This window comes from Marivita sp. (assembly GCF_051251565.1).
Classification (GTDB): domain Bacteria; phylum Pseudomonadota; class Alphaproteobacteria; order Rhodobacterales; family Rhodobacteraceae; genus Marivita.
Map to the genome: position 1 here is coordinate 54035 of NZ_JBPOFB010000007.1, position 24177 is coordinate 78211.

The window sequence follows — 24177 nt, forward strand, 5'->3', positions numbered from 1 at the left end:
AAAGGTTCAAGGGGCAAAGCCGTAGAGGCGTGCGGGATTGTCGGTAAAGAGCTTCTGACGGGTCTGTGTGTCCGGGATTGCGTCAAGCAGGTTATTGAGCTGTTGGCCGGCATCGGGCATCCCTACGCCGTTCAGCATGAGATGGGGCCAGTCGCTGCCCCAGAGAATGCGGTCAGGATTGGCTTTGGCGAGGCGCTGGATAAGCGCGTGTGGCTCTGGACTGTGGCGGTATGTGGCGCTCAGCTTGGTCCATGCGTGGCCCTCGGAAAGCAGGCGTTCCAGCGCCTTTTGACCGTCGGTTACACCCAGAGCAGGGTCCGGCCAGGCGCAATGGTCAAAGACGATGTCCACCGGCAACTCGCGTACCTGAGGGGCGAGGGTCTCAAGGTGCAGGTGAGAATGGGCCAGCATTTCGACATGCATCCCGTGATCTGCCAAGATCGGCGCAAGGCGCTTCATGCCGTCCCAGCTTAGCAAACCGCCATGGACATAGTTCAGGCGCACCGCTTTGCAGTTCTGTTCGGCCAGCGCGCGGATCCCGGCCCTGGTTGCGTCGTCCGAGATCAGGCAGACCGCGCGAAACTGTTCGCCCATTTGGCGGGTCGCCTCAAGGGTGATGGTGTTGTCGCCGCCATAGAGGATGGAGTGCACGATAACCCCCCGTGTGCAGCCCAAAGCCGCCAGATGCGTGCGATAACGGCCCAGCCAAGCGTCCAGCGTGCCTGCAGGCGGGGTTTCCACGCGGCCGTCCCATAGGGCAAAGTCATCCCCGATAAGGTGCACATGGGCGTCGCAAGCGGCGTTGGGCAAACAGGCGCTGGGCGGGGTGACCGTACTGGGTGGTGCGTCTGCGGTGGGTTTATCCATAAGTCTTTAGCAATTCCTTAAGATCATCGAGGGTATTTGCCTCTTGCAGCGGTTTGTCCTGCCGCCATCGTGCCATGCGCGGGAACCGCAAGGCGATGCCGGACTTATGACGAGGAGACGCGTGGATGCCTTCGAATGCGATTTCAAAGACATGGTGCGGTGTGACCTGCCGCACCGGGCCAAATCGCTGTTGCGTGTTCTTGCGGACCCATGCCGTGATCTTGCGGAATTCGTTGTCGGTGAGGCCGGAATAGGCTTTTGTAAAGGGGACCAGATCGTTGCCATTCCAGACGGCAAAGGTGAAGTCGGTAAACAGGTTGGCGCGGCGGCCATGGCCTTGCTGGGCATAAATCATCACGGCGTCCACCGTCAGGGGATCAAGCTTCCATTTCCACCAATCGCCTTTCTTGCGGCCCGACAGGTAAGGGCTGTCTTTGCGTTTGAGCATAAGCCCTTCGGCACGGGCCTCGCGGGCGCGGGCGCGGGTCTGTGCCAGCGTATCCCACGTGTCGAACGGCAAGGGCGGGGCGGCTTTGACCGGTGCGTCGTCGGGGAGGGTTTGCAGCAGCGTGTCCATGCGGGCACGGCGGGTGCTCAAGGGCAGATCGCGCAGATCCTCACCGTTTTGTTCCAGCAGATCATAAGCCAAAAGGATCACTGGCGCCTCTGCCAAAAGCTTTTTCGGCACTGTCTTGCGCCCGATGCGGGCTTGCAATGTGTTGAACGAATGCGGCTGCACACCGTCCCACGCGACGATCTCTCCATCGAGAACTGTACCATCTGGTAAAATATCCGACAGGCGCGCAAATTCTGGGAACCGGTCGGTCATCAGCTCTTCACCGCGCGACCAGACATGGTGGGTGTCGCCCCGCAGAATGACCTGACCGCGGATTCCATCCCATTTCCATTCGGCTTGCCAGTCCGCAGGCGACCCTAGATCGCTTGGTGCGCTATCAAGTTGATACGCCAGGTAGAATGGGTAGGGACGGCTGTCGTCAGCGGTGGCATCTTCGGCTACGATCAGCGCGTGGTAGGTGGTGGTTTCCGGCGTCCAGCCCCCCATCAGACGGTGCGCGAGGCTCGGTTCAGCCTGCCCCGTGGCCTGGGCCAGAGCGCGGGTCATGAGCTTTTGGCTGACGCCAATCCGAAAACCGCCAGTGATCAGCTTGTTGAACAGAAACCGCTCTGTTGGATCAAGCTGATCCCAAGCGTCAAGGATGCGTGCCTTGCGCGTGTCGATATCAAGCGCAGAAAGTGATTTTAGCTCGTTGATCCAGTGGGTTAGGGGAAGGTCGCTTTGGCGGCTGGGCAGAGGCAGGGTCAAGGCGATGGTTTCGGCCAGATCACCAACGATTGGGTAGCTTTCCTCTAGCAGCCAAAGCGGGATGCCACCCACCTCGGCGGCCCATGCGCGCAGCTGCGGTGTGGTAACTGCGCGCTTGGGGCGACGGCCGGAAAACAGCGCGATGGTCCAGAGCTTGTCATCGTCCGAAGCTGTCTGAAAGAACGCGGCCAACGCCTTGGTTTTGAGGCTTGTTTTGGTGGTCTGGTCGAGGGTGATGAAGAGCGCGGCAAAGTCTTTCATGCAGCGTCTGCCGCGTCATCACCGCTGCCAAATTCGGTTGGAACAACCTGTGCATTATAGCCTTCACTGTTCAACCATCGCGCAAATATATCCGTGTAACCATGTGTTGTGTATATATTTTCCGCCGATGTTTGTTTTATGGCATCAATCAATCCGTCCCAATCGGCATGGTCTGAAATGACAAATCCCCTGTCGGCCGCACGACGGCGGCGCACGCCGCGCAAGCGCATCCACCCCGAAGCAAATGCGGTGGATGCCGGGCCAAACTGGCGGGTCCAGTTGGACCCAAGCGCGGCAGGCGGTGCAATGATCAACGCGCCGGGGTGGTCTTTGGCGTTCAAGCCGGGCGTGACCGCTATGGTGTCGGGCAAGGCATAGCCCTGCGCGCGTAAGACCGCGTTGGTGTTTTCCACCGCGCTATGAGTGAGAATCGGGCCGACACTGGGATCGACCATCGACAAGAGGCGTTGCGCCTTGCCCAGCGAATACGCCCCCAAGATCGTTGCCTTACCATCGGCTGCATTGCGCGCCCACCAGGTGTTGAGGTCTTGGGCCACTGAAGTTTGATCGTCCCATTTGAAAACCGGCAGGCCGAATGTGCATTCAGTGATGAAGCTATGGCATCTAACAGGTTCAAAAGCTTCGCAAAACCCATCTGGAACAACTTTGTAATCTCCAGACGCAACCCAGACTTCGCCCGCCACTTCGACACGGATTTGCGCGGAGCCCGGCAGGTGGCCAGCGGGGTGAAATGACACGAAAGCATCGCCAATTTTACGAACTTCCCCGAATTTAACGGTTTCTACAGAAATTGGCCCCAACCTGTGTTGCATAACCGGCGCGCAGGCATCGGTGCACAGATACCGTTTGTGACCCGGGCGGGCGTGATCGGCGTGACCGTGGGTGATGAGGGCACGATCCACGGGGCGCCATGGGTCGATGTAGAAATCGCCGGCGAGGCAATATATGCCGCGGTCGGTAAATGTGAGAACTTGGTTGGCCATGCGCCTAAGTATAGGAGACAAATCACACATCTCCAGTGGGGACGAAGGGTTGCCATGGCGCGCGCACGGCGTAGGGTGGCCTGATCAAGACCATCAGGAGACCCTTCATGCAGATCGCCGGATTTCGTCAACGCCTTTTGTCGCGTGTGCCATTGGCGGGCACCTTTCTGAAAACCCCGGCGTATCAGGTGATCGAGGTGCTTGCGCAGTCAGAGCTGGATTTCGTCTGTCTGGATGCGGAACACGCACCTTTTGACCGCAGTGCGATTGATGCGTGCTGTGCGATGGGTCGGGCCTTGGATTTCCCTGTGCTGGTCCGCGTTGGAGACAGTTCGGCGCGCGGAATCCTGCAAGCGCTGGATTGTGGGGCAGTTGGCGTGGTTGTTCCACATGTGGACAGTGCGGCCAAAGCGGCGGATGTGGCACGGGCCGCGCGGTTCGGGCGCGGCGGGCGTGGGTATGCCGGGTCTTCGCGGTGGGCGGGCTACGCAACGCAGTCGATGCCAGATTTGCTTCGGAAGTCGGCAGAGGAGACGGTTGTCATGGCGCAGATCGAAGAACCCGAAGGGGTTGCGGCAAGTGGTGCGATCGCCGCCACGGAGGGGATCGATGCGCTGTTTCTAGGACCTGCGGATTTGTCAGTGGGCTACGGGCATGACCATCAAGGGTCAGAGGATTTGATGGTGGCCATGGCGCAGGTGGGCAAGGCGGCAGAGGCGGCGGGCAAAGCCTATGTAACTTGGGTGTCCAATGCGCAAAAGGCGCAGGACTGGTCGCAGTACGGAATGAGCTGTTTTTTCATATCTTCGGAACATGCTTGGATGCGGGCCGGTGCCACCGCAGAGGCGCGCGGTGTGCACGAGATCGGCAAGGCTTAGGTCAGGTGGGCTAGGTTTTGAAGCTTGAAAACAGTGACACGGCAGAGCCGGTGACCTGACGCCGGATATTGCCACCTTCCATCAGCACTTCGTGTTCGGCACCGTCGACCAGAAGCAGCTTTCCTCCGGGCCATTTTGTCATGCGGTCGCGGATGGCGTCGGTGTCGACGATCCGTTCGTTGGAGCCGACAAAACACAGGGTCGGAAGCGCAGGCGAGGGCATCGCGGCAAGTGCTGCACATTCCGTCAAAGCGGTGGACAACCACGCGTAAGACGGCCCGCCAAGGCCGAATTTCGGCTCTGCCTCGACATGGCGGCGCAGGTCTTCGTAAAGGGCCGGATCGGTGGTCAGCAGGTTGTTCTCGAACGGTTCGGACGCGGGGTAGCTTTGGATCGACGTGGTGAGCGACAGGCGGTGGCCTTGCCCCAGCGCGATGGCCAGACGTGGCAACGCCCACGCCACGGGGCGCAAGTAGGGGGCCATCTTGACGCCCCACATTGGGCCGGTGAACACAGCCGATTTCATGTCCGACCCGGTCATCAGCGCGCGCAACCCGATACAACCGCCCATCGAATGCGCCACCATGTGCCACGGTTTGGGCAAGCCGTGATCGCGGGCAAAGCTGCGCACCGCGTCCCAATCCTTTTGAAAATCCAGAAACCGGTCAACGTGACCCACCATTGGATTTGGAGCGAGCCGGTCCGCCAGTCCCTGACCGCGCCAATCGACGGTCAGGGTGTGAAACCCGGCACGCACAAAATCCTTGGCGGTGCGGCCATATTTTTCGGTGTATTCGGTGCGGCCGGGCAAGATGAACACTGTGCCCTTGGCCTCTGGTGCGGCGGCGTGACCTACCCGAAGGCGCACCCCATCCGAGCTGCGCAGCCAATAGGCCTGAGTGTCCGGGCCTGATGCCAGATCGTGGCGATAGGGTGCGGGTTCGGCCATCAAGCGAGCGTGGCAGCCAGTTTCATTGCCATGCCCATGTCGCCGTCAATGGTCAGGCGGCCCGACATGAAGGCAGATGTGGGGTTGAGCGACCCGTCGAAAATCTCGCGCAGGGTGTCGGCATCGGCAGTGAAGGTCACGTCTGCGTCCGCGTCCCCGGCGCGCGCGCCATCGCTGTCCACAACAAGGCTGCCTTCGCCTTCGATGTTGAATTGCGCGGTGCCGTCGATTCCGCTGCCACCCAGTTTTTCGTTCATAGCGGCGACCGCCTGTGCCACAACATCGCTCATTATATCGTCTCCTTGTGATCGTATCAGGGTCTGAAAGGCTGGCATTTGCCGAACCTCGCGCTAAACTCCACCGTGGTTATGAGGTTCACAATGCGCAAATACAAATCTGCCGTTGCGGCATTTATTCTGGCATCCGGGGTGGCCGTTGGCCCTGTTTTGGCACAGGACGAACCGGCACGCGACCTGATGCAAGACCTTGCACAGGCCGAAGATGCCCGCGCCGCTGATCGGCTTGAGCGGCAGGTGCGGCAGGAATGGTCGAAATCGGGGTCAGCCACGTTGGATCTGTTGCTCAAGCGTGGGCAGGATGCGTTGGATGTCGACAATGTAGCGGCCGCGTTAGAGCATTTAACCGCGCTTACGGATCACGCACCCGATTTTGCCGAAGGCTGGCACGCGCTGGCACTGGCCTATTTCCGGGCTGAAATGGTTGGGCCTGCGGTGGATGCGCTGGAACGGACGCTTGCGCTCAACCCCGACCATTTCGGGGCGATGCGCGGCTTGGGTGCGATATTCGAACAGGTGGACAAGCCGCACCTTGCGTATGATGCCTATTCGCGGGTACTCAGCCTGCGACCGCACGATTCCGATGTGATTGACGCGTTGGAGCGGTTAGACCTTCAAGTGAACGGGCAGACGCTCTGACATCTTGACGACCCAGCAGGACGGCAAAGGACGCCAACATGGCCGGACATGCGCGGGTTGCGGCCATCCTTGGCCCGACCAACACAGGCAAAACCCATTACGCGATTGATCGGATGCTGGGCTATCGCACCGGCATGATTGGTTTGCCGCTGCGCCTTTTGGCGCGCGAGGTTTATGACAAGATCGTCGCGGCGCGGGGGCCGTCCGTTGTGGCCTTGGTCACGGGCGAGGAACGTATTATGCCGCCGCGCGCGCAATATTGGGTGTGCACGGTAGAGGCGATGCCCGAGGGGATGGGCTGTGATTTTGTCGGGATCGACGAAATCCAGCTATGTGCCGACCCCGAGCGGGGGCATGTGTTCACTGATCGCTTGCTGCGGATGCGCGGGTTGCATGAGACGCTGTTCATGGGCTCTGACACGATGCGCGGGCCGATCTCGGAACTGGTCGAGGGCGTTGAATTTGTGCGCCGCGAACGGATGAGCCAGCTGACGTATACCGGATCCAAAAAGATCAGCAGGTTGCAGCCGCGCACGGCGATTGTCGGCTTCTCGGTTGAAAACGTCTATGCGATTGCCGAGCTGTTGCGCCGTCAAAAGGGGGGCGCGGCTGTGGTGATGGGTGCGTTGTCGCCCCGGACCCGCAACGCGCAGGTGGACCTGTATCAGAATGGCGAGGTGGATTACCTCGTGGCGACTGATGCCATCGGGATGGGGCTGAACCTTGATATCAACCATGTCGCGTTTTCGTCGCTGACCAAATTTGACGGTCGCCGGATGCGCCCCCTGATGCCCAATGAATTGGCGCAGATCGCCGGACGGGCCGGGCGCGGGATGGCGAATGGCACGTTTGGCGTGACCGGCGAGGCGGGGCAACTGACCGAAGACGTGGCCGAGGCGATCACCAATCACCGGTTCACTCCGTTGAAAAAACTCAACTGGCGCAGTGCCGATTTGCGGTTTGGCACCCTGGAGACGCTGATTGCGTCGCTTGAGGTGAGCCCAAATGACGACCGTCTGGTCAAGGCCCGTGAGGCGGACGACCTTCAGGCGCTCAAGGCGTTAAGCGCTGTGGCCGAGGTGCAGGCGCGCGCGTCGAGCCCGCAATCGGTACAATTGTTGTGGGATGTTTGCCGTATCCCTGATTTTCGCGGTATCAGCCACGCCGAACATGCGGGGTTGTTAGAGGTTATTTTCGGGCATTTGCACCAGCGCGGCGCGATCCCGGATGATTTTCTGGCACGGCAGGTCAATCGGATCGACCGGACAGATGGCGACATTGACACGCTGTCGAAACGATTGGCGTATATCCGCACATGGACCTATGTGGCGCAACGCAAAGCGTGGGTGCATGACGAAAGCCATTGGCGCGAGCAAACGCGCGCTGTAGAAGACCGACTGTCAGATGCGTTGCACGAACGCCTGACCCAGAGATTTGTTGACCGGCGCACATCAGTGCTCTTGCGGCGGTTGAAGCAGAAGGAGGCCCTTTTGGCCGAAGTGAATGACAAGGGTGAAGTCACCGTCGAAGGCGAATTCGTCGGCAGGCTTGAAGGGTTCCGGTTCCGCCAGGACAAGGATGCAACCGGGCAAGAGGCCAAGACGCTGAAGACAGCGTCGCTTCAGGCGTTGGCCCCACATTTCCATCTTCGGGCGGACCGCTTTTATAACGCGCCCGATACCGAGATGGATTACACCGAACAGGGTGGCCTCATGTGGGGCGATCAGGCGGTGGGCAAGCTGACCGCTGGCGATGATCCGCTCAAGCCGCGCATTGTGGCGTTTGTCGATGAAGAGGCTGGACCGGATGTGGCGCAAAAGGTGCAGCGCCGCTTGCAGCACTTTATTGATCGCAAGATCGCGGCGCTTTTCGAGCCGCTTCTCAACCTCCAGAATGACGAGACATTGAATGGCCTGGCACGGGGCTTTGCCTTCCGCATGGTCGAGTCGATGGGAATTCTGCCGCGCGCTGATGTGGCCGATGACGTCAAGGCGCTCGATCAGGACGCACGTGGGGTGCTGCGCAAGCATGGCATCCGCTTTGGTCAGTTCACCGTGTTCATGCCGCTGCTGCTCAAGCCTGCGCCGACACGTCTGCGCCTTGTCTTGTGGAGCCTTGCGAAGAACCTCGATATTTTCCCCGAGGCGCCGCCTCCGGGACTGGTGACTGTTCCGAATGTCGCAGATACCCCGGCAGAGCATCATACCGTTTCGGGCTACCGTGCTGCGGGCGACCGGGCGATCCGCATCGACATGCTGGAACGCTTGGCCGATCTTCTGCGCGGTCAGGACAGCCGGGGCGGGTTTGAGGCCAATCCCGATATGCTGTCGATTACGGGTCTCACACTGGAGCAATTCGCCGATCTGATGGGCGGGCTTGGGTACAAGGCTGAAAAGGGCGAACGCGCCAAAGTGCGCGCGGTCGATGTGGCCGTGGCCGAGGTCACTGACGCCGCTGCGCCGGATCAAGATGCAGCGGCACCTGTCGAAGATGCGCCGGTCGCGGATGCAGGTCAGGCGACTGAGCAAGCCGCAGACGCGCCTGCACCCGTTGACGCGGTGGCCGAAGTGGCAAGCGCGCCTGCGGTGCCGTCTGTAGCTGAGACCGAAGTTGCACCCGGTGGTACACCTGATGCCGCGTTGGCCGAGCCAGAGGTTGAGGTGTTCTACACCTTTACTTGGCGTGGCAACCGCCCGGACCGCCAACCGCGCCGCGACGCAACTAAGGGTCGGCGCGACGGGGCCGGGGCCAAGCCGCAGGGCGACCGCCCGCGTGGTGGCAAAGGCAAGCCCAAGGGCAAAGGCCAGCCGCGCGATGCCGGGGCCAAATCGTTCCAAGCGCGCCCGCCCAAGAAGGAAAAGCAGATCGACCCGGACAATCCTTTCGCAGCGGCCCTCATGGGGCTGAAAAACAAGGACTGACTTGGCCGAGCCGGGGCAAAAACTGCGCATCGACAAGTGGCTATGGCATGCGCGTTTCTTCAAGACGCGCAGCCTTGCCGCCAAGATCGTGTCGGGGGGTAAGCTGCGTGTGAACGGCCAGCCGATTTCCAAACCGGCCTATTCGGTCGCGGCGGGGGATGTGTTGACCTTTCCGCAAGGCGATGCTGTTCGAGTGATCCGTGTGCTTGCCATGGGGGACCGGCGCGGTCCGGCCCCTGAGGCGCGGTTGCTTTATGATGATCTGGAGCCACCACAGCCTAAAGACCCCCAACCACAAGTTCCGCGATTTGAGGGCAAAGGGCGTCCGACAAAGAAAGATCGTCGCGCTTTGCAACAAACCCGGACTGACCTTCTTGAATGATTTTTGCGAGTGGCTTAGCTAGCTTGCGAACGATCGATGGACTGACCCATGACCTATATTGTCAACGATGCCTGCATCTCCTGCAAATTCACCGATTGCGTGGAGGTATGTCCTGTCGACTGCTTCTATGAGGGTGAAAACATGTTGGTGATTCATCCCGATGAATGCATTGATTGTGGTGTCTGTGAACCGGAATGCCCGGCGGATGCGATTCGTCCGGACACAGAGCCGGACATGGATAAATGGGTCGAGTTCAACCGTAAGTATGCCGAGAAATGGCCGGTGATCATCACCAAGAAAGACCCGCTCCCCAATGCAGAAGAGCGGGATGGCGAAAGCGGCAAACTTGAGAAGTACTTCTCTGAGGCGCCCGGCGAAGGCGGGTGATGATTCGTCCTACCAGCCGTTCAGCCGGCAGGTGTGCGGCGTAGCACGTTGTTTGAATTACGTTTTTCGCATCTGGACGGGGCGCTACCAGTGACCTGTTTTTTGTGTTATACTATCCACGTAAATGACACCTGTGGGACACACGCCTTAGGGCGTATGGCATATAAGCTGACATAAGCTTGTTCTGATACTCTGAATGAAACGACCGGAAGCGCTGCCTCCGTTCGCTATTTTCGTCTGTGTCGCATGGGTGCACGCCAAGGAAGGTTCTGAATGACCAAGTCGAAAAAATCCGAATTCCGTCCGAATGATTTTGTTGTGTATCCCGCACATGGTGTGGGTCAGATCGTGTCGATCGAAGAACAAGAGATCGCAGGCATCACGCTTGAGCTGTTCGTGATCTCGTTCGAGAAAGACAAGATGACCCTGCGCGTGCCGACACATAAAGCCACGGAAATCGGAATGCGGTCGCTAAGCTCGCCCGATGTGGTGAGCCAGGCAATGAAGACGCTCAAGGGCAAAGCCAAGGTCAAGCGGGCCATGTGGTCGCGCCGGGCGCAGGAATACGAGCAGAAGATCAATTCCGGTGATCTGATCGCAATTGCAGAAGTTGTCCGCGACTTGCACCGTGCCGACGATCAGCGCGAGCAGAGCTATTCCGAGCGGCAGCTTTACGAGGCTGCGCTGGAACGTCTGACACGCGAAGTGGCGGCCACATCCGGTGGGGACGAGCTTGCTGCGTCAAAGCAGGTTGGCGATGTTCTGATGTCGCGCGCCCCAGCGGCTGCGTAAGTCTGCACAGTTTTAGATCGAAAAGCGGTCCCATTTGGGGCCGCTTTTTTTATGCCGCGTCGTTGTTGGCATTTTCCAACGCGGTCAGCAAGGACGCTTCGAGTTCTTTCTCAAGCTCTTTGGCGCGCGCGATATAGGCTTCGTTCTGGGCCGACGGGATGTTGGGATCCCAAAGATCGGCGAGTTCACGCACGGTGTAGCGGTCGTGATGATAGAACAGCTTTTCCGCCTCATTGGCCTCGTATTCTGTCAGACCGATGTTTTCGAGAACGTAACGTCCTGCGCGCAGTGAGCTGTCGAACAATTCGCGCACGATGTCATTGGCCCCGGCCTGATACAGGCGATAGGTGTGGGTGCGGTCGCGCGATCTGGCGACGATGTGGATGTCCGGGCGCAGCCTGCGGGCATAGGTGATCAGCCGTTCCGCTGCCACCGGATCATCCAGCGCCACCATCAGCACCCGCGCGGTATCAATGCCTGCTGCATGGAGCAGGTCCGGGCGCAGCGGGTCGCCAAAGAACCCCTGATACCCGAACCGTCGCATCAGTTGGATGGTTTGCAGATTGTTGTCGATGACCACTGTTTTGACGCCAACGGATTGCACAAGGCGGTTGACGATCTGGCCGAACCGCCCGATCCCGGCGATGATCACGGTGCCTTGCTGGTTGATCTCGTCATGTTCAAGAACGTCGTCGCTGTCCTTGAGGCGCTTGGACAGGACTTCGTAAAGAATGAATGCCAGCGGTGTGATCAGCATCGACAGCGCCACAATCAACAGCAGCCGGTCCGCCACATCCGACGGCAGGATGGATTGCTGGAGCGAAAACGAGATCAGGACAAAGCCGAACTCACCGGCTTGCGCAAGGCCAAGGGTGAACAACCACTGATCCCGCCCGCGCAGTTTGAACGCACGGCCCAGCCCGAACAGGATCACCCATTTCAGGAACATCACGCCAAGGGCGAGACCAAGGATTGTGGCGGGTTCGGAAAACAGCAGGCCAAAATCAATGCCCGCGCCAACAGTGATGAAGAACAGGCCAAGCAACAGGCCCTTGAACGGCTCAATATCGGATTCAAGTTCATGGCGGAATTCGCTGTTGGCCAGAACGACCCCGGCCAGAAACGTGCCAAGGGCAGGGGACAGGCCAACTGCCGTCATTAAAAAGGCAATGCCGATCACGATCAGCAGCGCGAGCGCGGTGTACATCTCGCGTAGGCGAGCCGCGTGGATATAGCGGAACAGGGGCCGTGCACCATAGACACCGCCCAAGATGATCAGCGCGACGGCGCCTAGCGTCACAAGGGTCACGCCCCAGCCGGGCAAACCTTCGATCAAGGACATCGAGTGACCATGCGCGCCGTCACTATGGTCGAGCACATCTCGGGAGATCGAGCCATCCGCGCTTAGCATCGGAAGCGATGGCACCGCCAGCAAGGGCAGGATGATCAGCATCGGGATCACCGCGATGTCCTGCGTCAGCAAAACCGAAAAGGTCGACCGCCCACCGCTGGTTTGCATCAGCCCCTTTTCGCTTAGCGTTTGAAGCACAATTGCGGTGGAGGACAGGGCAAAGATCATCCCTATGGCCAAAGCTGTCTGCCACACAAAGCCAAGGTAGATGGCGGCGGTCATGACGGCCAGCATGGTGATCAAGACCTGCAACCCGCCCAAACCGATCAACCGGTGGCGCATGTCCCAAAGCGTGCGGGGTTCAAGCTCTAGTCCGATGAGGAACAGCATCATCACCACGCCAAATTCCGCGAAATGCTGCAAATCCGTGGTGTCGGCAACCAGCCCAAACACCGGACCAATGGCAACACCTGCCAACAGGTATCCCAGGACCGAGCCAAGGCCCAAGCGTGCGGCAATTGGCACGGCTATCACAGCGGCCAACAGGAAGACCGATGCCAGAAAAAGAAATTCGCCCATTCAGATCACGCCTTTCAAGCTGCCCCCAGCATGCAAGCCGTCTTGGGGCAATTGCAACTGCGTGGCCCAATGTTTGCAAAGTTATGTGGCACAGCGGTGATTGCTGCTGAAAGCGCTGGCGCAGATCAGACAGATCAGCCGTCTGGCATATCCAGAACCACGTTCCGGCCATTCTTGGAATAGCGCAGTTCGCTTTCGCCGATCACGGCAACTCGGCCGCCATCAAGACGATCGCCAACCTGCACCTTTTGGTATCGGCCATTCGACAAACGCACCAATGCGCGACGGCTGGACGGTTTTCCGTAGACGCCGATCAGGTTGATCCGGCGCAGGTTAATTGCGTTCGACACGGTTGCCTGCCGTGCCACATTCGCCGTCGACGGGATGCGCGGCTGTACTGTGCGCGGGGCGACGGCTGCGACTTGTGTGACTTCGGGTTGTTGCTGTTCGGTGTCGCGGGCCTGTTCCACAACCCGCGCAAAATTGCGCGGGCGGGTTACTGGGGCCGCGGATTGGGCCACGGCAAATTCCGTTGCCGCCGGTTGCGCGACTTCTTCTTCCGCCTTGAGCGTATCAGGGCGTGCGGCAGGGCGAAGTGCGGCCAGTTCGGCCAAGGTGCGCCCGGCAAGCTGGGCGCGTTCATTGCCTTCGATCAGGTCATTCGGGCGCAATCGTGGGCGGAAGGCCTGCAACGCCGGGGACACTTCGGTCGCGGTTTCACCTGTCGGCTCTTCAATGTCGGGTTGTGTCGGGGCTGGTCGTGCGGGGGGCACAACGGGCGGCAGGCCTGAAAACACGCGCACACCCTCTGGGTTCAGCGTGCCTTCGGGTGTTGCAACCACCAATCCGCGATCATCAAGTGTAAACCGGACGCCTGGGGCCGAGGGATTGGGTTGTGACAGGTATGTCTGATCATTGCGCAGGGTTTCAACGCTCGGAAGGGCGACCGCGTCAAACTGCTGAATGCGGCCGTCGATGGACGCGACATAAAGGTTATCCAACGTTGTCAGCGTCGGGGTCGCAGGCGCGTCGGGCGACCGCTGCCAGATACCAGTGGCCGCATAGCGCGCATCGGCCTCTTCGGGTGTCAGCGCGGCAGGCGGGGGGATGATGTCAGACAGTCCGGTGTCAGCGCTGTCGGCAGCGTCGCCAACATCAAGCGCTGCAAACCGGGCGTTTTCGTCTTCGTCTCGCGGGGCGGTGACCGATCCATCCAGCGGCAAAAGCTCTACGTCCGGCAGGCGCGCAATCGACGGCGTGTCATCATCACGGTCGAAAAACCGCGAAACGCCCTCGTCCAGAAACACGCTGGCCCATGCGGCGACTGCCAAAAGAAAGATCAGCAATGCGCTTGTCAGCATCAGGCCAAGAAAGCGCGGCTTGCCGCCGATCTGGGGGTCTGTCCGCGCGCCAAAAACAGTCATCCGGGCCTGTTCGTCCTGAACCGGGGCAGGATTGCTGGCTGTGTCGTCTGGTTTGCGTCCCGTCCGCAGCGCGGCAATGCGGGCAACGGCCGCGCGCGCCGGTTCTGGGTCGTGTGGCGGCTTGGCGCCTGTCGTGGGGGCCTGCGCAACAGGTGACGGGGTTGACGGCTCTGAGCGAGGTTCGGATTTGCGGCGGCTGAAAAAGCTGAAGCCTTTGCGCTCAACCGGACTTTCTGCGGGATCATCCTGAAGGATGGGCGCGGTCACGTCGCTGTCACGGGTCGATTTGCGCGCGCCCCCAATCTTGAAGCGTGGCAAGCCCGCAGCTTCGGGTTGTGAGGCGTCTATCTTTGGGGCGGGGGTCGCCGGGGGGGTGCCATCATCGTCCCGCGAAGCGCGGATCGAGGCAAAGGACGGGGTTGCAGGCGGCTCGGCAGGGATCACAGACGGCGCTGGGATGACCGGTTCCGCCGGGATGTTTGCGACAGGGCTCAAGGGCAGCGCGGCGTCGGGATCGGCGGCTCCGGGCGCGAGGGCGGACACCTCGTCCGTCTGCTCTGTGTCGGCAGCACTATCTGCGACTGCCGGTGTATCGGGCAGCACAGCATCCGCTGTATCAGGGGTCGCTTCAGCGACAACTGGCTCAGCAGCATCCGGCTCAGGGTCAGCAAGCAAGTCTGGCTGAAAGGGATCATCCAGCACAACCGGCGCAGGCGGCGGGGCCGCAACGATGACAATCGTCTGTGTGTCCCGCACGGGGAACGTGCCCATCCAACTGGCTGCGCGACCAAAGAACACTTCGCCTGCAAACTGTCCGTCCGGTGCAATCGCAACAAAGGACACAGGGTCAAAGTGATGGCTCTTGGCAAACGCCTCGGCCTCGTCCAGCGTTTCGTTGGCCACCGCCGCAACATAGACGGACCCGTTGTTGTGCGACCAATCAAAACTCAGGTCATCGACCGGGTAGGGCGTGGCCCCGTCCAGCGCAAGACGGATATCGTGTTGCAGGCCATCGCCGGTTTGCCCGGTGTCCGGAAAAGACAGGTATTTGATCTGCTCGTTGGGGATCACCAGTTTGACCTGCCCCCCATCGGTGGAAAGGGTGTCGGCCTCGGATCGCAGATCGGCCAACGCCCCTCTGAGGTCCGTGGCGTCAAGCGATACATCGCCCACACGGGCCCAGCCGTTGGGAACCCGGCGCAGCAGCGCGATACCGTCGAAGGAAAGAGTCAGGGCAAAGTCTGGCGTCATGTTTGTAATTTAGCAGCCATTTGCGTCGGATGGGAGTCACTTAGACACGTCATGAACCCGACTTAGCAAACTTTCGCGCGGGGAAAAATCTGGACTTGTAAGCAACACGGTAGATCGTGATTGTCTGAGGCTGTGATAGGCATGATTTGAGGGTCCGATGTTCAAAATATCAAGTTTTCTTGCTGCTGTTGCCCTTGTCGCCAGTGTGTTGCCAGTTTTGGCCGAGACGAAAGGCCAGATCACTGTCACCGGCGAAGGCCGCGTTTTTGCGGTGCCGGACATGGCCGTGATCACGATGGGCGCGTCCGCCGAGGCCGAGACGGCGAAGGGGGCAATGGATCAGACCTCGGATATCACGGCAGCGATTCTCGACCGGCTGACGGATGCACAGGTCGACCTGCGAGACATTCAGACCTCGGACCTGTCGTTGTCACCGCTTTGGTCAAACCGGGCGTCATCGGATAGCCGCCCGCAGATCGACGGATATCAGGCATCCAATCGCGTCACCGTTCGGGTGCGCGATCTGGATGCGCTTGGCGATATCCTTGATGCGGTTCTGAGCGACGGTGCAAACCAGCTTGGTGGTCTTCAGTTCACGGTGTCGGACCCGGCGCCGTTGTTGAATGACGCCCGTGTCCGCGCTGTGGCCGATGCACGGGCGCGCGCCGCTTTGCTGGCGGATGCTGCGGGCGTTGATCTTGGGGCCTTGATCAGCCTGAGCGAAGGCGGTGCACATGCCCCGCAGCCCATGATGATGAGCATGGCACGGGCTTCTGATGAAGGTATTCCGACGGCGCAGGGGGAAACCGAACTGCGTGCCGAGGTAACACTTGTCTACGAGATCATATCGCGGTGATCTCTGCCCTAGGCGTCTGACGGAACTCTGCCTATATTGGACCAAAACACCAAGAGCAGAGCGCCAAAGGAATTTTATGGCCCGACGACCGGCAAACCCGAAAACCGTCAACGTCTTGATCGTTGGGCAAATGGGGCGTCTTGCCTACGAGGCGCTCTTGTTTGCCCTTTCCATGAAGGCAAACACTGCTGATCCCCGGTTCAAGCTGATCGTGGCCGAACCCCAGCCCGGGCCAAAATGGCCGACCGATCCAACAATCCGGCCCGAACCGCTGCGCGATATGATAACGGCGGCAGGGGCGACCATCGTCCAGTTTGAGAACCGCCATTTTGGCAGCGATTATGCCTATGGCAACAAGATCGAGGCCCTGTTTGCCTTGCCCAAAGGCGAACCGTTCGTTTTCTTTGACACCGACACCCTGATCACGGGCGAGCTGGGCGATGTGCCGTTCGATTTCGCTAAGCCAAGCGCGTCGCTGCGCGTCGAAGGCACATGGCCGCAGATTGAACTATACGGTCCGGGTTATACCGAGATTTGGTCGTCTCTGTACGCGCGTTTCGGACTGGATTTCGAAAGCTCTTTGGACCTGTCGCAGCCGGATGAATACTGGAGACGCTACCTCTATTTCAATGCAGGTTACTTTTTCTATTCATGTCCGCATGTGTTTGGTCAGGCATTTCTCGACATGGCACTGAGCATTCAGAACGACCCGCCCGAGGCGCTTGTGTGTCAGCAGCTTAAGCCGTGGCTGGACCAGATCGCGTTGCCGCTGGTTGTCCACAAGTTGGGGGGCGGGCGCGATGCTTTGCCGGGCGGATATCTGGACGGCGCAACCAGCGTGCATTACCGGAACATGCCTTTGCTGTATGCCCGTGAAAGCGACGCTGTGGTGGATCTGCTGGAACAGATTGCGGCTCCCAACCCCGTGAAGCGGCTTTTGAAGGAATATGAGCCTCTCAAGCGGATGATTTACCAAAACCGTGGTCACAAGGTGCGTGCCTTGTTTGATCGCGCGCATCTGCCCAGCCGGGAACAACCCATCCGTCAGAGAATCAAAAAGAACGGATTCTGGATGGTCTGATTTCGCGGCGAAATTTTGCCCCAAAATCTTTAGATTTTTATTTACTTCTTAAGTTGATCACTTACGTTCGCTAGAGCCGACGGTATGATTTTCGCAATGTCTTGAAACGCTTACGGCCAAATTTTTCTGAGACGGTTGTCGAGCGGAGATTGTGCATGGCCTTTAAAATAGCGTTTACCTACGGGCCGACCAATGATCCCATTATCGATGTGCTGACAGGTGGCTATGCGTGGGACATGACGTTCTCGCGGACAATAAGCTGGGCGATTGCGGACGGCTTGACGGGAGAAGAGTGGGGCGACCGTGCTGCGGCTATCCAGACCTTCTCAACCGCCTTGGCGTCAATCGAACAGTTTATCGATGTTGAGTTCCAATACAGGGGCAGTTTCGATGATCCTGTCGCGGCCGGGCGCGTTGGGGCCGATATTGTCTACACGCTTGATAGCGAAACTGTGGACGCGTTTACCTTTGCGTATGCTTATTTCCCTGGCCCTGAGCCCACCACACGGACCGAACAATACGGGACCGAAGGCGGCGACGTTTTCATGAACTTCTCCAATGACATCATGGCGTCGTCGAGTTTCAGGCCCGGGTCGGAAGGGTTCCTCACCGTTATTCATGAAATCGGCCATTCCCTTGGCCTTAAACATCCGTTCGATGCCACCCCATGGCGCCCAACGCTGGATCAGCTGGACCAATCGCTGGTGCGGGACATGGATTGGTTTACGATCATGTCCTATTCGGATCAATACGAACAGGAACTGGAGCGGTGGGACCCGGCCACCCCGATGATACTTGACGTGCTGGCGTTGCAATATCTCTATGGGCAAAACCCCGACACCAATGCAGGCGACACGGTTCTGCGCCTTCAAAGTGAGCCGTTCTACTATACGATCTGGGATGCCGCCGGTGTTGACCGGGCGGATGCGTCTGGCCAGTCTGAAGGCTGGACGATCATACTTCCCGACTTTCAGGCGTCCGAGCTTGTGGATACGCTCACAGGGTTTGCGCTGCCCTTGGATCAATTGAACGGAACGCTGGTCGACTCCGCGCCGACGGAATTGATCTGGCTGATGGGGGATATCGAAAACGCCACCGGGTCACGGTTTGCGGATGCCATCGCGGGCAATCGGTTTGACAACGATCTGCGGGGTGGACGCGGGGACGACAGTCTTGAAGGGCTGCAGGGCAATGATGTCATTGACGGCAATGAGGGACTGGACGTGGCGTTTTTCTGGGGAGACCAGTCGTCCTTTACCCTGACGTTCACACCGGACTCTGTTTTGGTGCAAGACCGGCGCGCAGAGGGCGAAGGAATCGACACGCTACGCAATATAGAACTGGTCGAATTCTACACTGATAATGACAGCCAGGTTATGGATCTCACCGCGTTTGGCGGCGCGGCAGCACTCAGTGGCCCGGAATTGGACCTGATCATTGAACTTTACGTCGCCTATTTCAACCGCGCGCCTGACGCGATTGGTTTGAACTATTGGGGCACGGCGTTTGCAAATGGTGTCACGCTGACGGCGATGTCGGAGTACTTCTTCGATCAGAATGAAACCCGCGCGACCTTTGGTGGCGACATGACAAACACGGACTTTGCGAGGGTCGTTTATGACAACGTCCTTGGCCGTCAGCCAGATCAAGACGGCTTGGCGTTCTGGGTCCGGGCTTTGGACACAAATGAGGTGAGCAAAGACCAGTTCATTCTTGACGTGCTGGCCGGTGCCAAGGCAGATCCGGGACCGGATGCGACACAGGCGTTCGTCGAGCAGCAGCTTGCCGATCAGGCCTATCTTGAGGCCAAAACCGATCTGGGGGCCTTGTTCGCCGTGCATCGCGGGCTGAGCAATGGCGCCGACGCCATCGCGGTGTTTGATGGGTCGCAGGCCAGCCTTTCTGAGGCACTTAATGCGATTGACCAGCTTTACGCAGCGGCGCTTGACCCTGACACGGGCGCGTTTCTGATGCCGATGGTCGGTGTGCTGGACAATCCGTTCGACCCGATTGCATGATGGGCGTCGTGGCTCGACGAGGAGGGCCACGAAAACCTGATCATGCGAAGGGTGCAAAATGACCGACACCGGCTGGATCGAGCAATTTCAAGGGCTTCGCACTCTTCCAGAGGCCGTTAAGCGGGCTCTGGTCGCCGAAAGCAAGGTCGTGCATGTCCCGCCAGGCACATCGGTGTTCGGCCCCGGTGCAGTGCCGGACAGTTTGCTGTTTCTGACCAAGGGGCGCGTGCGGGTGCAGCAAACCTCGGAAGGAGGGCGCGACATTGTGCTCTACCGGGTCGAGGCGGGCGAAAGCTGTGTCCTGACCACCGCCTGTCTGTTGGCGCATGAGCCGTATTCAGCCGAAGGCATCACGGAAACCGATGTCACCGCGATTGCAATCCCGCGTGGCACGTTTGATCGGCTGATGGGGGCTTCGCGCGACTTTCGGGACTTTGTCCTGACCGCCTATGCGCGGAGGATCACAGACCTGTTTCGGGTGATCGACGAAGTGGCTTTTGGGCGGATTGATGTCCGACTGGCCAGCCGCTTGGTCAGTCTTGCAGTCGAGGGGGATGACCTGATGGCGACGCATCAGCAATTGGCCAATGAATTGGGCACCGCGCGCGAGGTGATTTCCCGTGTTCTGCATGATTTCCAGAAACGTGGCCTGATCGCCCAGTCGCGTGGCCGGATCACGCTTTTGGAACGCACCAAGATCGAGGCTTTGGCGGCGACGGTTTGAGGTTTGCAACCGGATCAGGCAGCGGCCAAGTGCGCCTCATCTGCGAATTTCGGAATATTAGGTGACAATATCACTGAACTCTTTACACCAAAGGCGTAGCAACACGTTAGCTTTAGCCTTGGAGGGTTTCAAAATGACTGTAAATGTCGGTACCATAGACCGGGTTTTGCGCGCGGTTCTTGGGGTTGTTCTGCTCTACCTCGCGTTTGCAAGCGGCCTGCCGCTGTTCGACGGGGCAGTGTTCAAATACGGCGCGGCGATCGTCGGGGTCGTGATGCTTGTTGTTGCTGCGGTGCGTGTCTGCCCGCTATACGCGATCATCGGAATCAAGACCTGCCGGACCTGACGCAAAGGGGCTGCAACACGGCAGAGGCGGCGCAGACCTGCGTCGCCTTGACCTGTCGTTGTTCCAGTCGCGTACTTTACATCTGGCGACCAGAGGAGAGATCATCATGACCCAGTATCCCGTGGACATGGCCGTCATCCCCGAGGTTTCGGGCTATTTCGACGACGCCACCAACACCATCAGCTATATCGTAAAAGACCCCGCATCGAACGCTTGCGCGATCATCGACAGCGTGATGGATATCGACTACGCGGCAGGGCGGATCACCTATGATCATGCGGACGCGCTGATTGCCGAGATCACGTCGCGCGGGCTTGTGCTTGAATGGATCATCGAGACCCATGTTCATGCCGACCACCTGTCTGCCGCGCCCTACATTCAGAACAAGCTTGGGGGCAAGATCGGTGTCGGGTCCAAGATCATGGTGGTGCAAGATACCTTTGGCAAAGTTTTCAATGAGGGCACCGAATTTCAGCGTGATGGCAGCCAGTTTGACACGCTGTTCGAGGACGGTGACCGCTACAAGATTGGCACGATGGATGCGTTTGCGATCTACACCCCCGGCCACACCCCGGCCTGCATGGTGCATGTGATCGGCAATGCGGCGTTTGTCGGTGACACGCTGTTCATGCCCGATGGCGGATCCGCACGCGCCGATTTTCCCGGTGGGGATGCGGGCATGCTGTATGACAGCATCCAGAAGGTGCTGACATTGCCGGACGACATGCGCCTGTTCATGTGCCATGATTATGGCCCCAATGGCCGCGACATTCAGTGGGAAACCACTGTAGGTGACGAGAAAGCGCACAATATCCATGTGGGCGGCGGCAAGACCAAAGAAGACTTTGTCAAGCTCCGCACCGAACGCGATGCGACGTTGGACATGCCCAAGTTGATCATCCCGTCCTTGCAGGTCAATATGCGTGCCGGGACAGTTCCAAAGGACAAAGACGGCAATCCGGTGCTGAAGGTGCCAATCAATACGCTTTGACCGCCTTGTCCGTACTCTGATCCGAGAAGACACATGACTTTCAATATACGCGGCTATTTCCCGGTTCTGGACTGGGGGCGTCGCTATGACCGCAACGCTTTCTCGAACGACATGATTGCAGCGGTGATCGTGACGATCATGCTGATTCCGCAATCGCTGGCCTATGCGCTTTTGGCGGGTTTGCCGCCCGAGGCGGGGATCTATGCGTCGATCGCGCCGATCATCCTGTATGCCATCTTTGGTACCAGCCGGGCCTTGGCCGTGGGGCCCGTGGCGGTTGTGTCGCTGCTGACGGCCTCTGCCGTAGGGCAGGTGGCCGAGCAAGGCACCGCAGGCTATGCCATCGCCGCTCTGACGCTTGCGTTCCTGTCGGGCGGGTTCCTGATGCTGTTGGGCCTGTTCCGCCTTGGGTTTCTGGCAAACTTTCTCAGTCATCCTGTGATTTCGGGCTTCATCACCGCATCGGGCATCCTGATCGCGTTCAGCCAGTTGAAGCACCTGCTGGGCATCACCGCGCATGGACATACCTTACCGCAATTGATCAGCTCGCTTTGGGCGCATCTGGGGGACATTAACCTGATCACCGTGCTGATCGGGGGGCTGGCCACAGGGTTCTTGTTCTGGGTGCGCAAGGGGCTCAAGCCGTTGTTGCGCCGTTTGGGGGCATCGCCCACGCTGGCAGATGTGCTGACCAAGGCTGGACCAGTTGCGGCAGTGGCTGTGACCACGATGTCGGTCTGGCTGTTTGGTCTGGACGGGCAGGGCGTCAAGATCGTGGGCGAGGTCCCACAAAGCCTGCCGCCGCTGACCTTGCCGGGATTATCGCCTGATCTGGTGCAGCAATTGCTGATGCCTGCCATCCTTATTTCGATCATCGGATTTGTGGAATCCGTCTCGGTGGCGCAAACATTGGCAGCCAAGAAACGCCAGCGGATTGACCCCGATCAGGAACTCATTGGTCTGGGTGCGGCCAATATCGGTGCTGCATTCACGGGCGGCTATCCTGTCACGGGCGGGTTTTCGCGGTCGGTTGTGAACTTTGACGCAGGGGCCGAAACGCCCGCGGCTGGGGCGTTCACCGCTGTGGGTCTGGCCATAGCCGCCGTCGCGTTGACGCCGCTTGTGTACTACCTGCCCACTGCCACTTTGGCCGCCACCATCGTTGTTGCGGTTCTCAGCCTTGTGGATTTTTCGATCCTGAAAAAGACGTGGGTCTACTCCAAGACCGATTTCACCGCCGTTGCCGCCACCATCGTTCTGACTTTGGCACTTGGGGTTGAGGTGGGTGTGGCGTCGGGCGTCGGCATTTCGATCCTGTTGCATCTTTATAAAACATCGCGTCCCCATGTGGCCGAGATCGGGCTTGTTCCCGGCACCCAGCATTTCCGCAACATCAACCGCCACAATGTTCAAACTGACCCCACGATCCTCAGCCTGCGGGTCGATGAAAGCCTGTATTTCGTCAATGCGCGCTTTCTTGAGGACATGGTGCAGGCACGGGTCGTGGACGGATGTGCGATCAAGCATGTGATCTTGATGTTCTCGGCGGTGAACGAGGTGGATTATTCCGCGCTGGAAAGCCTTGAGGCGATTAACCTGCGTCTGACGGATCTGGGTATCGGTCTTCATCTGTCCGAGGTAAAAGGCCCGGTGATGGACCGGTTGCAACAAACACATCTCTTGCATGCGCTCAATGGTCGGGTGTTCCTGTCACAGTTCGAGGCATGGACGCAGCTCGCGCCACCGTCCGGCACAACCGACGCGGCAGAGTAGGGTGGCCGCAATGACCCGACATGCGCTTAGGAAAGACACCGCCACATGACACAAACCACCGCCGAGCCCGTTCCCGTACAAAACCGCCTTGCGCATTTTCCCGTCGCCTTCTTCAGTGCGGTCATGGGGCTCATGGGCACATCGCTGGCGTTCAAGGCGGCGGGGTTTGTCACAACGGGCTATGGCGTGGCCGGGTTTGCGCTGTTCGTTTTCGCGGTGCAATTGGCGTTCTACGCCACCAAGGCGCTGCGGCATCCCAAGGCCGTAGCGGCCGAGTGGAACCATCCGATCAAGCTCGCGTTTTTTCCGGCGATCAGCATTTCGCTGCTTTTGGGTGCGGTGGCACTGCGCGATGTGATGCCCGGTGCGGCGCTGGCGATCTGGGTGGCTGGCGCTGTGTTGCAGGGCATTCTGACCCTTGCCATCGTCACAAGCTGGATCAGCCACCGTGGTTTTGGCGTGGGACAAATGTCGCCCGCGTGGTTTATCCCGGCGGTGGGCAATGTGATCGCGCCCATTGCAGGTGTGTCGCTGGGGTTCGTTGATGCGAGCTGGTATTTCTTTTCGCTTGGGCTGCTGTTCTGGATCGTGCTGCTGACGCTGGTGTTCAATCGGCTGGTGTTTCACGATCCCTTGCCCGGCAAACTGCGCCCGACTCTGACCATTCTTATTGCGCCGCCTGCGGTTGCCTTTGTTGCGTGGCTTCAACTGAATGGCGGCGTGCTCGATGCGCCGGCGCGGGTGCTGTATAACCTTGGGCTGTTTTTTACTGCGCTGGTCTTGTTGCAGGCGCGAGGGCTGATCCGTCTGCCATTTGCGCTGTCCTTTTGGGCGTTGTCCTTTCCGATTGCCGCCATGACCATCGCATCTTTCCGGTATGCGGCGCTGTCCGGGGCGGCAGTCTTTGGGATCATCGCATGGGCATTGCTGGCGCTGCTTTGTACGATCATCGCGGGCTTGGTGTGGCGGACCTCTTTGGCGATCCTGCGCGATGAAATCTGTCAGCCGGATTGATGGTCTGCGACACAAGGCGACGGTTTTTGGGTCGCCTTTGCTGGGATAGCGGTATCTAACTCAGACACG

General features: G+C 59.3%; 21 protein-coding genes. 14 read left to right on the forward strand and 7 right to left on the reverse strand.

What is annotated here, in order from left to right; translation table 11 throughout:
* Positions 1-6 precede the first annotated feature (6 nt).
* From ACSHXH_RS11300 to ACSHXH_RS11310, 3 genes are read right to left on the reverse strand one after another with little or no spacing between them, the layout of a single operon-like run.
* Complete coding sequence (locus ACSHXH_RS11300) at positions 7-867, reverse strand: amidohydrolase family protein (protein WP_435671900.1); 861 nt, start codon at positions 865-867, stop codon at positions 7-9.
* Positions 860-2452, reverse strand: coding sequence for an ATP-dependent DNA ligase (locus tag ACSHXH_RS11305; RefSeq protein WP_435671901.1), 1593 nt, complete (start codon positions 2450-2452; stop codon positions 860-862). Before ACSHXH_RS11305 ends, ACSHXH_RS11300 begins: the two co-directional genes overlap by 8 nt.
* A complete protein-coding gene (locus ACSHXH_RS11310) occupies positions 2449-3456 on the reverse strand; it encodes a ligase-associated DNA damage response exonuclease (RefSeq protein ID WP_435671902.1) in 1008 nt (335 codons plus the stop codon). The genes ACSHXH_RS11305 and ACSHXH_RS11310 overlap by 4 nt, the downstream gene beginning before the upstream one ends.
* Positions 3457-3563: 107 nt before the next feature.
* On the opposite strand from ACSHXH_RS11310, the gene ACSHXH_RS11315 reads away from it, so the two are divergent.
* The gene (locus ACSHXH_RS11315) at positions 3564-4334 is read left to right on the forward strand and encodes an HpcH/HpaI aldolase family protein (protein ID WP_435671903.1); all 771 of its coding nucleotides are present in this window, start codon (positions 3564-3566) and stop codon (positions 4332-4334) included.
* Between the two features lie 10 nt (positions 4335-4344).
* Here the strand turns inward: ACSHXH_RS11315 and ACSHXH_RS11320 are convergent, their stop codons facing one another.
* Together ACSHXH_RS11320 and ACSHXH_RS11325 are read right to left on the reverse strand one after the other, a co-directional pair.
* On the reverse strand, positions 4345-5283 hold the full coding sequence (locus ACSHXH_RS11320) for an alpha/beta fold hydrolase (RefSeq protein WP_435671904.1): 939 nt from the start codon (positions 5281-5283) through the stop codon (positions 4345-4347).
* Complete coding sequence (locus ACSHXH_RS11325; protein ID WP_435671905.1) at positions 5283-5573, reverse strand: SCP2 sterol-binding domain-containing protein; 291 nt, start codon at positions 5571-5573, stop codon at positions 5283-5285. Before ACSHXH_RS11325 ends, ACSHXH_RS11320 begins: the two co-directional genes overlap by 1 nt.
* 90 nt (positions 5574-5663) lie before the next feature.
* On the opposite strand from ACSHXH_RS11325, the gene ACSHXH_RS11330 reads away from it, so the two are divergent.
* The 5 genes from ACSHXH_RS11330 (at position 5664) to ACSHXH_RS11350 (ending at position 10700) form a co-directional block, all read left to right on the forward strand.
* Positions 5664-6218: a tetratricopeptide repeat protein gene (locus ACSHXH_RS11330; protein ID WP_435671906.1), complete on the forward strand. Its 555-nt coding sequence runs from the start codon at positions 5664-5666 to the stop codon at positions 6216-6218.
* Between the two features lie 38 nt (positions 6219-6256).
* Entirely contained in the window at positions 6257-9139 is a 2883-nt protein-coding gene (locus ACSHXH_RS11335) for a helicase-related protein (RefSeq protein WP_435671907.1), read from the forward strand.
* Position 9140: 1 nt separating this feature from the next.
* Positions 9141-9521, forward strand: coding sequence for an RNA-binding S4 domain-containing protein (locus ACSHXH_RS11340; protein ID WP_435671908.1), 381 nt, complete (start codon positions 9141-9143; stop codon positions 9519-9521).
* A gap of 48 nt (positions 9522-9569) precedes the next feature.
* Positions 9570-9908 (forward strand): ferredoxin FdxA, encoded by a 339-nt coding sequence (gene fdxA, locus ACSHXH_RS11345; RefSeq protein ID WP_435671909.1) that lies wholly within the window; start codon positions 9570-9572, stop codon positions 9906-9908.
* Positions 9909-10181: 273 nt separating this feature from the next.
* Positions 10182-10700: a CarD family transcriptional regulator gene (locus ACSHXH_RS11350; protein WP_435671910.1), complete on the forward strand. Its 519-nt coding sequence runs from the start codon at positions 10182-10184 to the stop codon at positions 10698-10700.
* A 49-nt stretch (positions 10701-10749) separates the two neighbouring features.
* Here ACSHXH_RS11350 and ACSHXH_RS11355 read toward each other — a convergent pair whose 3' ends face one another.
* Together ACSHXH_RS11355 and ACSHXH_RS11360 are read right to left on the reverse strand one after the other, a co-directional pair.
* On the reverse strand, positions 10750-12630 hold the full coding sequence (locus tag ACSHXH_RS11355) for a monovalent cation:proton antiporter-2 (CPA2) family protein (RefSeq protein ID WP_435671911.1): 1881 nt from the start codon (positions 12628-12630) through the stop codon (positions 10750-10752).
* Between the two features lie 134 nt (positions 12631-12764).
* A complete protein-coding gene (locus tag ACSHXH_RS11360) occupies positions 12765-15305 on the reverse strand; it encodes a hypothetical protein (RefSeq protein WP_435671912.1) in 2541 nt (846 codons plus the stop codon).
* A 157-nt stretch (positions 15306-15462) separates the two neighbouring features.
* Between ACSHXH_RS11360 and ACSHXH_RS11365 the strand changes: the two genes are divergently transcribed.
* The 8 genes from ACSHXH_RS11365 (at position 15463) to ACSHXH_RS11400 (ending at position 24108) form a co-directional block, all read left to right on the forward strand.
* Positions 15463-16161, forward strand: a complete 699-nt coding sequence (locus tag ACSHXH_RS11365) for an SIMPL domain-containing protein (protein ID WP_435671913.1) — start codon at positions 15463-15465, stop codon at positions 16159-16161.
* Positions 16162-16237: 76 nt separating this feature from the next.
* Entirely contained in the window at positions 16238-17242 is a 1005-nt protein-coding gene (locus tag ACSHXH_RS11370) for a hypothetical protein (protein ID WP_435671914.1), read from the forward strand.
* 155 nt (positions 17243-17397) lie between these two features.
* Complete coding sequence (locus ACSHXH_RS11375; RefSeq protein ID WP_435671915.1) at positions 17398-19260, forward strand: DUF4214 domain-containing protein; 1863 nt, start codon at positions 17398-17400, stop codon at positions 19258-19260.
* A 58-nt stretch (positions 19261-19318) separates the two neighbouring features.
* Entirely contained in the window at positions 19319-19984 is a 666-nt protein-coding gene (locus tag ACSHXH_RS11380) for a Crp/Fnr family transcriptional regulator (protein ID WP_435671916.1), read from the forward strand.
* Positions 19985-20117: 133 nt separating this feature from the next.
* On the forward strand, positions 20118-20330 hold the full coding sequence (locus tag ACSHXH_RS11385; protein WP_435671917.1) for a YgaP family membrane protein: 213 nt from the start codon (positions 20118-20120) through the stop codon (positions 20328-20330).
* Between the two features lie 106 nt (positions 20331-20436).
* A complete protein-coding gene (locus tag ACSHXH_RS11390) occupies positions 20437-21321 on the forward strand; it encodes an MBL fold metallo-hydrolase (RefSeq protein WP_435671918.1) in 885 nt (294 codons plus the stop codon).
* A gap of 33 nt (positions 21322-21354) precedes the next feature.
* On the forward strand, positions 21355-23094 hold the full coding sequence (locus ACSHXH_RS11395) for a SulP family inorganic anion transporter (protein WP_435671919.1): 1740 nt from the start codon (positions 21355-21357) through the stop codon (positions 23092-23094).
* Positions 23095-23139: 45 nt separating this feature from the next.
* Positions 23140-24108, forward strand: a complete 969-nt coding sequence (locus tag ACSHXH_RS11400; RefSeq protein ID WP_435671920.1) for an SLAC1 anion channel family protein — start codon at positions 23140-23142, stop codon at positions 24106-24108.
* The last annotated feature ends 69 nt before the right edge of the window (positions 24109-24177 follow it).